The 12,398-nt window shown below is 38.5% G+C and carries 10 protein-coding genes and 1 riboswitch; of the genes, 2 read left to right on the top strand and 8 right to left on the bottom strand.

Annotated elements, in window-relative coordinates; translation table 11 throughout:
- The gene (locus E6139_RS10070; protein ID WP_316402933.1) at nt 1-582 is read right to left on the bottom strand and encodes a xanthine phosphoribosyltransferase; all 582 of its coding nucleotides are present in this window, start codon (nt 580-582) and stop codon (nt 1-3) included.
- 76 nt (nt 583-658) lie between these two features.
- Nucleotides 659-756: riboswitch (purine riboswitch) on the bottom strand.
- A gap of 248 nt (nt 757-1,004) precedes the next feature.
- On the opposite strand from E6139_RS10070, the gene E6139_RS10065 reads away from it, so the two are divergent.
- Complete coding sequence (locus E6139_RS10065; protein ID WP_316402932.1) at nt 1,005-1,922, top strand: magnesium transporter CorA family protein; 918 nt, start codon at nt 1,005-1,007, stop codon at nt 1,920-1,922.
- Nucleotides 1,923-2,037: 115 nt separating this feature from the next.
- On the opposite strand, the gene tdcB is transcribed toward E6139_RS10065, so the two are convergent.
- From tdcB to clpB, 6 genes are all read right to left on the bottom strand, one after another.
- Nucleotides 2,038-3,045, bottom strand: coding sequence for a bifunctional threonine ammonia-lyase/L-serine ammonia-lyase TdcB (gene tdcB, locus E6139_RS10060; protein ID WP_316402931.1), 1,008 nt, complete (start codon nt 3,043-3,045; stop codon nt 2,038-2,040).
- Nucleotides 3,045-4,154: an alanine dehydrogenase gene (ald, locus tag E6139_RS10055; protein ID WP_316402930.1), complete on the bottom strand. Its 1,110-nt coding sequence runs from the start codon at nt 4,152-4,154 to the stop codon at nt 3,045-3,047. Before ald ends, tdcB begins: the two co-directional genes overlap by 1 nt.
- 337 nt (nt 4,155-4,491) lie before the next feature.
- Nucleotides 4,492-4,929, bottom strand: a complete 438-nt coding sequence (locus E6139_RS10050) for a Fur family transcriptional regulator (RefSeq protein WP_316402929.1) — start codon at nt 4,927-4,929, stop codon at nt 4,492-4,494.
- Between the two features lie 102 nt (nt 4,930-5,031).
- Complete coding sequence (gene cysK, locus E6139_RS10045) at nt 5,032-5,952, bottom strand: cysteine synthase A (protein WP_316402928.1); 921 nt, start codon at nt 5,950-5,952, stop codon at nt 5,032-5,034.
- Nucleotides 5,953-6,290: 338 nt separating this feature from the next.
- Nucleotides 6,291-7,160, bottom strand: a complete 870-nt coding sequence (locus tag E6139_RS10040; RefSeq protein ID WP_316402927.1) for a glucosaminidase domain-containing protein — start codon at nt 7,158-7,160, stop codon at nt 6,291-6,293.
- Nucleotides 7,161-7,440: 280 nt separating this feature from the next.
- On the bottom strand, nt 7,441-10,044 hold the full coding sequence (gene clpB / locus E6139_RS10035; protein ID WP_316402926.1) for an ATP-dependent chaperone ClpB: 2,604 nt from the start codon (nt 10,042-10,044) through the stop codon (nt 7,441-7,443).
- 156 nt (nt 10,045-10,200) lie between these two features.
- On the opposite strand from clpB, the gene E6139_RS10030 reads away from it, so the two are divergent.
- Complete coding sequence (locus E6139_RS10030; RefSeq protein ID WP_316402925.1) at nt 10,201-11,211, top strand: zinc-binding alcohol dehydrogenase family protein; 1,011 nt, start codon at nt 10,201-10,203, stop codon at nt 11,209-11,211.
- Between the two features lie 73 nt (nt 11,212-11,284).
- Here the strand turns inward: E6139_RS10030 and E6139_RS10025 are convergent, their stop codons facing one another.
- Nucleotides 11,285-12,319 carry a YbhN family protein gene (locus E6139_RS10025; protein WP_316402924.1) on the bottom strand — a complete coding sequence of 345 codons (1,035 nt, stop codon included), beginning with the start codon at nt 12,317-12,319 and terminating at the stop codon, nt 11,285-11,287.
- Between the last annotated feature and the right edge of the window lie 79 nt (nt 12,320-12,398).

The following is a 12,398-nucleotide window of genomic DNA, read 5'->3' as shown; positions in this document are numbered from 1 at the left end:
CTATGCGTCCTCCTCGATAAAGGTTACTTTACCGTCATGTAAGGAAGCAATTCTTGCTAAAGAAACAACCGGAATATCCATGTCTTCGATCAGTTGGCGACCATCCTGAAATGACTTTTCAATCAAGATCCCAATTCCAGCCACATTTGCACCAGCCTGCTGACATAATTCAATTAATCCTTTAGCCGCTTGGCCGTTTGCCAAAAAGTCATCGACTAACAAGACATTATCCTCTGCAGAAAGGAATTTACGAGAAATAGAAATAGTACTAGTTACTTGTTTGGTAAATGAATAAACAGAAGCTGTCAACAATTCTTCATCCATCGTCAAACTTTTTGATTTACGAGCAAAGATCATTGGTACTTTCAAAGCCTGTGCAGCATATACTGCTGGAGCGATTCCGGAAGCTTCGATCGTCACTACTTTAGTGATCTTTTTATCGGCAAAAACTTCTGCCAAGCGTTTACCCATAGCGTCCATTAAATCAGGATCCACTTGGTGAGTGATGAATTCATCAACTTTTAACACACCCTCACCTAAAACACGGCCATTATCCTTGATACGATCTGTCAATTCTTTCATTGTACTTTCTCCTTTTCTTGTCGTTTTTTGATTACTACAAAAAACGCACCTCATCTGCAAAGCAAAAAAGGTACGTAAACGTACGATTTTTACTTATAGTCTTGCGTTTACGGCACAAGGTAGAAACTGTCATCCATATTATGACGATATATAAGTTCACTTCTAATGAAAATTTTCATTGAAGTTTATGAAATATGAAAATTATTATATCAGATAGAAATCGTCTGTAAACTAGAATCATTTTAAATGAGAAGATTAATAGTTGACTAACAGAATTACTTAACCTTTTCCGAAATTTTCTCCATTATATAGGAAGAAATATCTTTCTATCAAATTTAACGATTCAAATTAATTGGCAATCATTCATCAATTTGAGATGATTAAGACAATAAAGTTTGACGAAGATTAGGAGGTCTTTTTCCTTGATTGATTATTTTTCTATTACAAATGAAGGCGTACAAAAAAATTCCAGTGGAGGAAACTGGCTATCTGTTTCCGATCCAACCGATGCAGAAAAAGAACAGTTGCATCAAGCCTATGATTTGCCGAAAAAATTCTTTTCCTTAGGCGAAAAGTATTCAAATGTTTCCTTTTTTAAAAAATATCAGACGGAAGATCAAAAAACGCTTTGTTTGATGCTTTTCATCAATATCCAGTCAATGGACGAACCGGAATCATTATCATCAGCAGTTACTGTTTTTCTAACCTCAGATATTTTGATCACAGTAAGTAAGAAACCGCTGATGGACGAAGTTTTAAACAATTACCAATCTGAGATTTTCACGACAGCCGGTTTAATTTTGCACACTTTGCAGATCATTAATGAACATTATCTAGTTTTCTTGCACAAACAACGCGAAATGATTGAAGAAATCAGCCAAGTAACCTCAAATGGCTCGAATAAGAATATTTTAGAAAAAACTACACATACAGAAAAAAAACTCGTCTACATCGATAATCTGCTAAAAGAGCAGAGCAGAACGATCACACACCTTTTGGACTCAAGTTTGGTATCTTCTGATAGAGATTTAGCAATTGAAATTGAGCTCCAAACAAAGCAAGCGACTACTTCTGTTCAGATTTATCGTGAGATGCTGGGTTCAATTAGCGGTCTGATCGATAGCATGATGGATAATCGACTGAACCAGTTGATGAAGTTTTTAAATACAGCTTCCCTACTACTGGCACTACCAACGCTGATTTTCAGCCTTTGGGGAATCAACACTGGCGGACTACTTTGGAAAGATTCAGAAATTGGATCAATTATGGTAGTATTGTTAGCCCTGATCGTTTCGATTGTCAGCGGCATTTACCTCTTTAAAAAAGACTATGACGCGTAGCTGAGACACAAGAGATTAAAAAAGCCGAATACCCGAAAACCTTACCAAATGGAAGGTTTTTCGGGATTCGGCTTTACTTTTGTAAGATATTTTTCAAAAAAACTTTACGATCCGTTTATTTCAATTCGTTTGCTACTGAGAAATGACCAATCACATCAGTAATACGGTTCAAATCGACATTACCACCAGAAACGACAGCAACAACTTTTTTCCCATTCACATATTGATCGACTTTTCCTGAAAGAATTGCAGCTGTAGCTAATGCCCCAGCTCCTTCGACAACGATCTTCGTCCGTTGAATCAAATCCTTCATTGCCAGCTCGATCTCTTGTTCAGAAACAGTCACCATATCGTCAACTAAATCTTCAACGACTTCAAAGGTAAGGTTTCCGGGAAACTCAACTGCACAACCATCAGCGATTGTTGCAGCTTTTTTATAGCCAACTTTTTTACCTGCGCGGAATGAAGCTGTCATCCCATGGATATTATCCGCTTGGACACCAATGATATTGATATTTGGATTAAAAGTTTTCATCGCTACCGCTATACCGGCAATCAATCCGCCGCCACCAACAGGAACTACTACCGTATCAACATCCCAAATAGAATCCAGAATCTCAAGGCCAATTGTTCCTTGTCCAGCCATGACGAACTCATCATCATAAGGAGGAATATACGTAACGCCTGTTTCTTCAACGATTTTTTCGCAATAGGCTTTGGCATCATCAAATCCTGCTCCATGCAAGATAACCTTTGATCCGTAGCCTTCTGTTGCTTCAACCTTAGCTTTAGGAGCGGTCTCAGGCATGACGATCGTGCTTTCAATACCCAACAACTTAGAAGTTAACGCCACTCCTTGCGCGTGGTTACCGGCAGAAACTGCGATGACGCCTTTATCCTTCTCCGCTTGTGTCAGGTGCGCGATCTTATTAAATGCTCCGCGGAATTTGAATGAGCCAGTTAATTGCATATTTTCTAATTTCAAAAATACTTGTCCGCCAGTTTTCGCAGTCAGAAACATTGATTGGATCAGCGGTGTAACTCGACCATATTGTTTTACTACATTCTTTGCTTCATGAATATCTTCAATAGTGACAGGTAACTTTGTCATAGTTTCAGTCATTACAGAACATCTCCTACTTCGGTATAAGGAACATCGATTGAATCCGCTAAGGCTTTAGAAACGACCTTGCCATTATATACACTTAGACCAGATAATAATGATTCATCAGATTTCAATGCCGCGTCTAACCCTTTAACACTCACATCTTTAAGGAATGAAATATTCCCTTTTGCTAGTGCAATTGTTGCTGTTCTTGGTGTAGCACCCGGCATGTTTGGAACAGCATAGTGAATAACATCGTGTTTTGTGAAGACTGGATCTGCATGATTTGTTGGTTTGTCAATTGTTTCGACTGTACCGCCTTGATCGATGGCAATGTCGACGATGACTGAACCAGGTTTCATTGATTCAACCATGTATTCTTTAACTAATTTTGGTGGTTTTGCACCTGGAATCAGGACAGTTGAGATGAATACATCCGCTTCTTTGATTTTTTCTTCCAAGTTTTCTGTATTAGATACAAGTACGTCTACATTATGATCCTTGTAACGATCCTGTAATTGCTTGATACGGTTTTCGTTCACTTCTAAAATAATTACGTGGCAGCCGATTCCGACAGCCATATCAGCTGCATTCTCAGCAGCATTACCGCCGCCTAAGATAACTACAGTACCAGCTTCAACACCGTCAATGCCTGGAAGCAAGATGCCTTCGCCGCCGTGTTGTTTTTCTAAATAGTATTGACCTAAGTTAACGGCACGACGTCCAGCGATCGCACTCATTGGTTTCAATAATTCTAAAACACCGTTGATTGAAATGTTTTCGCCTGATAAAGCTGTCACGCCGACTTCCATCATTTTTTCAACGCAGGCTTTGTTCGCTGCTAAATGCAAGAAGCCCCAAATGATTTGACCTTTTTTGAAATAATGATACTCACTTTCCATTGGCTCTTTGACCTTAACGATCAACTCCGCAGTCCATGCAGTATCTGTATCTACAATCTTACCGCCAGCTTCAACATATTGTTCATTAGTAAAACCTGATCCAGCACCAGCATTATCATCAACCAGCACTTCATTTCCAGCTTCAACTAAAATTTTTACGTTTTCAGGTGTCATACCGACACGAGCCTCACCTTGTTTTGGATCTTTAATTACGCCAATTTTCATGGTAAATCACTCCTAAGGATTTATTATCGAAGTTCTTTAACTTCGGAACATGTTTAATATATCACAATGCTTTTGATAAGCAACGATCGTGCTTCAAGTGTTATTGATATCTCATTATTTCTGATTACAGATTCATTTAAATGAAATAAAAAATCTAGAAACGCTGAAATTGCAACGTTCCTAGATAAGAATAATTTCATTTTATCTTTTTATATTCTCTTCAAACAGTTCTTTTAATAAAAATTAATGCAAACGTTACCGGATTTTTATGTGATTTTTCTCATTTGATAAAACTGATCTCTTGTTATTTTAGATGAAAACAAAAAAAGCCGAGGAATTATTCCTCAGCTTTTTTTTGACAATCTGGACATAAGCCATAAACTTCTAAACGATGTTTAGTGATTTGATAACCGGTCAATTTACTTGATGCCATCTCAACATCTTCTAAGCCCGGATAGAAAAAGTCCACAATTTTTCCACATTCAGTACATATCGCATGATAATGCTGCTTATTCGTGAAATCAAAGCGACTTGCCGCATCACCGTAATTCATCTCTTGAACAATACCAATCTCAACGAATTTTCTAAGATTGTTATACACTGTAGCCACACTCATGTTCGGGAAGCGGCTTTCTAGCGAACGGAAAATCTCGTCAGCTGTTGGATGATTACGGTACTCAATTAAATACTCTAAAATGGCATAACGTTGTGGGGTAATCCTGACTCCGCCGGCCTTCAATTCCTTGACCGCTTGATCAACTGCCTCATTTACCATATAAGCCCCTCCTGTTTTGATTCTCTATTAAAATGATACTATTATCTGAGGGGAAATACTAGTTGGATTCAAAAATTAATAATTTTCATAAACTTATTGGTTTTATTGAAATAATTCGGTAGACAAATAGCGTTCACCATTATCCGGCAATAAAACTAATACTTTTTGTTCAGGACGCATTTTTTTTGCGACCTCGATTGCTGCAAACAACGCGGCACCAGAAGATATTCCTACAAGAATTCCTTCTTTTTTCGCGATTTCACGCGCAGTTTCCATCGCATCGCTGCCTTTTACTGGTAAAACTTCATCATAAATTTTCGTATTTAAGATGCTTGGAACAAAACCAGCACCAATCCCTTGAATCTTATGCGGTCCAGATTGACCACCTTCTAAAACCGGAGATTCCTCTGGCTCAACTGCATATATTTTGATATCTGAATACATCCGCTTCAATTCATTTCCAACACCAGTAATTGTACCACCTGTACCGACGCCTGCAACAAAAGCATCCAATCCATTCTTTTCAAAAGCGTTAACAATTTCTCTTGCTGTTGTTTCTTCATGGACTTTCGGATTTGCTGGGTTATCGAATTGTGCCGGAACGAACCAGCCATTTTCATCTGCTAATTCCTTAGCCTTTGCGATTGCTCCCTTCATGCCTTCTGAACCAGGAGTTAGAACTAAATTTGCGCCATAAGCTTGCATCAATTTGTGGCGTTCAATGCTCATTGTTTCGGGCATGACTAAAGTGACAGGATATCCCTTCGCAGCTCCTACCATCGCTAATCCAATACCAGTATTTCCTGATGTTGGTTCGATAATCGTCATTCCAGATTTCAACTTGCCGTTCTTCTCTGCATCTTCGATCATTCGCAACGCGATCCGATCTTTTACGCTGCCGCCAGGATTAAATGATTCAACTTTAACATAAATCTGAGCCATCTCATCGGTCGTCATGTTTCCAAGTTTCACGATAGGTGTTTCGCCAATTGTATCCAGAATTGAATTGTAAATTTTTGTCATTTTTCCTCGCTCCATTTCTTACCTTATGTAAGTTATCTTAACGAATAATGAGAAAAGATGCGAGAATTTCGACTTTTAGTTCAGCATACTAACAGTTTTCTTAACGATCTCTACTAGTCTCTTTGAAATCCAATTAAAGCAACTGTTTTGCTTTAAATGTAAGACGATATTCTCTGCAGATTCATCTAAAAAATAAGCTTATGTAAATATGTAATACCCTCATTATACATATTATCTGAGGAAACAGCGTATTTATTAAGATGAATTAGCATTTAATTTAAAATGCACATTCGTTGAATCCACAAAAAAATGGAACAACCTGTTCCATCTTCGATAAGTTAAATAACGATTGTATCGCCTGGCATAATTGTTGATTCAGAACTCCAGCCGTTGTCTGCTAATAGCTGATCAACACTAATACCAAACTTCTCAGCGATTCCCCAGATTGAATCACCTGATTGAACCGTATAGGATTGACCGCTCGCTTGTGATGAAGCAGTTGTTTGTTGTGCACTTTGATCCCCATAGCCAGATTGTTGAGTTTGTTCTCCAGTTGTTTGGATCGCCGTACCTGCCCCTGGCGTATCAAACCGGGTCAAGTTGTAGTTTTGGATCAAAGAAATCAGCTTACCAGCATATCCAGGATCTGTTGCATAACGGCCTGTTAAGTAAACCGCCGCATCTTGATAACTGTTCGTATGGCTCTTGCGGGCCCCCGCATAATAAGAACCAGTCAAAAGACTTGCATGGGCCTGGAAAGACTCCGCATAACTACCATATACAGCAAATGGTTCATTCATTGTTACCCATTGACCATTCAGATATTCTTGAGTACTCATCGTTACTGATGCTCCGCCGCTGTATTCCTTAACACCAAACAAATTGTAATAAGGTGCCGCTGATAGCTGGGAAGTTCCAAAACCTGTTTCTACCAACGCTTGGGCAACCATGATAGACGCATACAAATCATTGGATGCAGATACTTGCATTGCAGAAGCTCCTAATTGCTCAATGAAAGCTGATTGATTTTGTGTCTGTCCCATTTCAGCCGCATTTACATTGACAGTGTTCATACTTAAAGCAGCCGGAGAGAAAATCATCGCTGTTCCTAATAAAGGGACGGTTCTCTTTGCAGCTTTTATACGTTTTTCTTTTTTCTGTGTTCTTATATAATTATATTTTTCGGTACGAGTTTTAAACTGGTTCATTATATACCTCCAAGAAACCTTTACGAGCTCTTCATTTTTAGTTACTTTAAAAGTATAATCCAAGAACAATTAACAAACAATTTAAACACCACAAATTCACTAATTTGTCATTACATCGTAATATGTGTAATGTAATAGTTGTTATGTTTCTATTTAAAGACACTTGATTTCTGTAGTAATGTCAATTAATTGTAAAAAGCTCACATAAAAAGCGAAACAGTTTTAAACACAATAACTGTTCCGCTCTTATCTTTTTATTATTTTCGTCAGGTAACTATTTTTATTCTTCAATTGGTTGATTTTGAAAAACTAATTGGTCATCAAACAATTCAATGGAAACCTTTGTTTTTGGCATTACTCGACCGGCAATTATTTCTTTTGCCAACGGAGTTTCTACTTCTCGTGTAATAAAACGTTTCAGCGGACGTGCCCCATACTGCGGCTCGTAAGCCTTCTCTGCAATCCAGCTTTTAGCATCTTCTGTGATGTCCAATTGAATTTCTTGTTCTTCCAAACGATGAGACAGATGTTGTACGATCTTCTCTACAATTCCCTTCACATCTTCTAAGCTTAACGGTGTAAACAGGATTGTATCGTCGATTCGATTCAAGAATTCTGGTTTGAAATGTCCTCGTAACATACTTAGGACTTGTTCTTTGGTAGCTTCAGGAATTTTCCCTTCTGGAGTCACACCATCTAACAGAACTTGTGAACCAATATTGCTGGTCATAATCAATACGGTATTCTTGAAATCTACGAGACGTCCCTTAGAATCAGTTAACCGTCCATCATCTAAAACCTGCAACAATATGTTGAAAACATCAGGGTGGGCTTTTTCAATTTCATCCAACAAGATAATCGTATAAGGATTTCTCCGAACAGCCTCTGTTAGTTGTCCGCCTTCTTCATAACCGACGTAACCTGGAGGCGCTCCGACTAGCCGCGACACTGAATGCTTCTCCATGTACTCGCTCATATCGATCCTTACCATATGATCTTCTGAATCAAACAAATTTTCTGCTAAAGCTTTAGCAAGTTCCGTTTTACCAACACCGGTAGGACCTAGGAACAGGAATGAGCCAAGCGGACGATTTGGATCCTGCAGACCTGCACGTGAGCGTAATACGGCGTCACTTACAGCGTCCACAGCTTCATCTTGTCCAATTACACGCTTGTGTAATGTACTATTCAGGCTTAATAGCTTTTCCCGTTCACCTTCTACCAATTTAGTCACAGGAATTCCTGTTAATCGACCAACTACTTGGGCAATTTCATTTTCAGTCACCGATTCCTGCACCATTTTGATGTCGTTCTTCTGGTTCTTTTCTTCTAGCTCGGCTAGTTCTTTTTCTAAGTCAGGTATCGTACCATGACGAAGAACCGCAGCTCGTTCTAAATCGTAATTGTTTTCTGCATCTTCTAATTCGTGCTTCGCTTGATCGATTTCTGCACGCTTATTCGAAACGACATTGACTTCTTCTTTCTCTGTTTCCCATTGCAATTTCATGGCATTGGTTTCCTCACGAAGATCTGCCAATTCTTCCTGCAAGCTTTCTAACCGTTTCTTGCTGGCATCGTCACTTTCTTTTTTCAAAGCGGCTTCTTCAATCTCTAGTTGCATCAATCGACGGGTAACTTGATCAAGCTCAGTCGGCATTGAGTTCATTTCCACACGAATGCTGGCACTGGCTTCATCCACTAAGTCAATTGCCTTATCTGGTAAGAAGCGGTCGGTAATATAGCGATCAGATAATGTAGCTGCAGCAACCAAAGCATTATCATGAATATTTACTCCATGGTGAATTTCGAAGCGTTCCTTCAATCCTCGTAAAATACTGATCGTGTCTTCAACGGTCGGTTCCTTTACCAAAACTTTTTGGAATCTACGTTCTAACGCCTTGTCCTTTTCCATGTATAAGCGATATTCATCTAAAGTTGTAGCACCAATCAAATGCAATTCTCCGCGAGCTAACATTGGTTTTAAAATATTCCCAGCATCCATGCTGCCTTCTGTTTTTCCAGCTCCAACTATGTTGTGAATCTCATCAATAAACAGCAAGATTCTTCCATCGGATTTTTTTACTTCCTTTAAGACAGCTTTGAGTCTTTCTTCAAATTCACCACGGAATTTCGCTCCGGCGATTAATGAGCCCATATCCAGTGAAAACACTGTTTTATCTTTTAGGTTTTCTGGCACATCTTTCCGAACGATTCGTTGTGCCAGACCTTCAACGATAGCGGTTTTACCAACACCTGGCTCACCAATCAAGACTGGATTGTTTTTGGTTTTCCTTGAGAGAATCCGAATCACATCACGAATCTCTTCATCGCGGCCGATGATTGGATCTTGTTTTCCATTTTTCACTTGCTGAACTAAATCAACACCATATTTTTCTAATGCTTTATAGGTTTCTTCTTGATTTTGTGAGGTCACTCGATCCCCTCCCCGCATTTCTTCAATATTCTTTTGGACATCCTTTTCGTTTAACCCCTGCTTATTCAAATACTTCGTTAAAGAATAATTTTTTAACTTCATTAACGCCAAAATGATGATTTCAGTTGATAAGAAATCATCTTGAAATTTTTCACGTAGTTTGTCAGCTTCATTTAATAGATTAAAAAGATTCTGACTAATGTTCTGACCATATTGAACATTGCCGCCGCTGACGGTCGGATATTCATCTAATGCTCTATCCACTTCACGTTCAAATTGATCAACATCGATCCCAGCATCTGTATAGAAGTTGCGACCAAAATGATTAGGCTGTAAAAATATCTTCCATACATGGGCGATATCGATTTCTTGATGATGTCTCGTTACTGCGATCTGTTGTGCTTCAGCGATCGCCTCTTGTAAAGTTGTCGTCATTTTTTCGATATTCATAAACATACCTCCGACATAATAATATTTTACACAATCTAGTATATAACTTTGGTCAGTAAAGGTCAAACAATAAACTCATCAAAATCAAAGTTTATTATTATGAAGAAAAACAAAATAATGCTACAATTCTTTCATTACTAGAAAGAGAGTGATTCAATGATTTCACGCGTGATTGGCTTTGAAAAGGGTTTTAAACTTTCAAGTGGAAACCATTTTGAAACATATGAAGTTATGCTTCCTAAATTAGAAAAATTTGACCTTGTCGTAAAAAATATGGCGACTTCTATCAACCCTGTGGACACAAAATTAAGACAAACTGGTAAAGGCACCCCTCAACCCCATGTCTTAGGTTTTGACAGCGTTGGCATTGTGACCCAGTTAGGTAATGACGTTAAGGACTTTGAAATTGGAGATCGGGTTCTGTTTGCCGGTACCACTAAAAGATTCGGCAGTTATAGTGAGAATCAAGTAGTTGATTCCCGAATCGTCGCAAAATTACCGAATGAGATTTCAACCGATGAAGCGGCGGCAATGCCTTTGACCTTCATTACCGCATATGAAATGCTGTTTGAAAAAATGGGCTTAATTGCTGAAGAACAACAAAACGAGGGAACGATCTTAATCATTAATGGTGCTGGCGGTGTTGGTTCTGTCGCTACTCAATTAGCGAAATGGTCTGGCTTGACTGTTATCACAACAGCTTCTCGCAAGGAAAGCAAGGAATGGTCCGAAAAAATGGGCGCTGATCATATCATCGATCACCATAAAGATTTGACCAAACAATTAAAAAAAATCGGATACCAATCATTACCCTATATTTTGATTCTTCATTCGACCGATCGCTATTTTGAAGAAATGAGCGAGCTGTTACAGCCTTTCGGTCATCTCGGTTCAATCGTTGAGTCCAGCAAAGATTTGAACTTGGCAAAACTGAAAAATAAATCAGGCAGTTTTGATTGGGAATACATGTTTGCTAAGACGGACTATGATTATAACATCGCTTCCCAAGGAGCAATTTTAGAACTGCTTGTTCAATTATTACAAGAGAAAAAAATCAAAAGTACATTGACTAAGATAATTCCTGGATTTACTCCAGAAGTTTTCTATCAAGCCCATCAATTTGTAGAAGAAGATAAAATGATTGGAAAACTTGTTGTGCATTACTAAAAATTTCAAAGAAAAAGATCCGAGCTCAGATTCTGAACTTGGATCTTTTTGATTACACATGAAGTTGATGATTTCACTCATTGGCTTCTTTTTTTGCTTCTCTGATCTCATGATTGATTTGACGTTGTTTGTTAACCAACACATAAATCATCCCAATTAAAAATGGCAGTAAATAGGTGGCGTATCGATATAGTAGTAAAGAGGACACTGCATCCACTCTGCCAACCACATTCCGGAAAAGCAGCACGTAAACAAACTCAAAGCCACCAATCCCACCAGGAGCTGGCAACACGCCACCGATAATCACCGTGAAGCTAATCAGTGCAACAGTCAGCCAAATATCGATATCAGGATGATCTTGTACTAAAATGAAAAAAGGCAAGACATACCAAACAACTAATTTTGCCATATTTGAGAAAAAGACGCGAATGACAGAATTGCGGTCACGAATAAAGGCTTGGATTGCACCTCGTAAGGAATAAACTTGATTGTTTACCTTATCTACAATATCTCTCAATTTTTGTCGCTTAAATAGACGATTGCAGATAATTACTAACAAAACTTGTGCATTGATATTAAGACTCAACACCAGTAAGCTTGAAATAATCAGCAGTGTTACTAGAATCCCTGCAAGGACCAAAAAGATCCCGTTAGCAATATGCTCTTGAATAGCGTCGCTTTTCACAACCAGAAAAACCAATGCCCAAACGATCAATGCTATTTTGTAGGTGATCATCCGTAACGCGCTAGTGCCCGTCCCTTCTGAATACTTCAGATCTTTTTTGTGATAATAAATCACTTCAGAAACAATCGATCCTGTTCCAAACGTAATCACTCGATAAAATGTCGCATATGCGGAAGCGAAAAATCCGTCACGGACAGTAAACTCCGGATTGAACTCACCTGCAATATTCTTAATTGTATATCCTTCGATTATTTGGCTGATGACCCCTAGCCCTGTTACTCCCAAAAGCACTGGCAAGGAAGTTTTACCCAGTTCAGTAAAAATATCGCTTAACGAGTCTCGAATAACAAAAATAATAACACCGATCATTACCGCGAAGACAAAGATATTTAGAATCAATTTACGATTGATTGATAATTTCAATTTTTTAGCCTCATTTTTTCTTTATTGCTATAGCCTACCACATGCTAGGGAGCAAAAAAAGAAAAAGCTTCAAGATTTC

Origin of the sequence: Enterococcus sp. (assembly GCF_032555305.1) — a bacterium.
Classification (GTDB): Bacteria; Bacillota; Bacilli; order Lactobacillales; family Enterococcaceae; genus Enterococcus_A.
The sequence above is the reverse complement of the archived record's forward strand: the minus strand, read 5'-3'. Positions and strand labels throughout refer to the sequence as shown.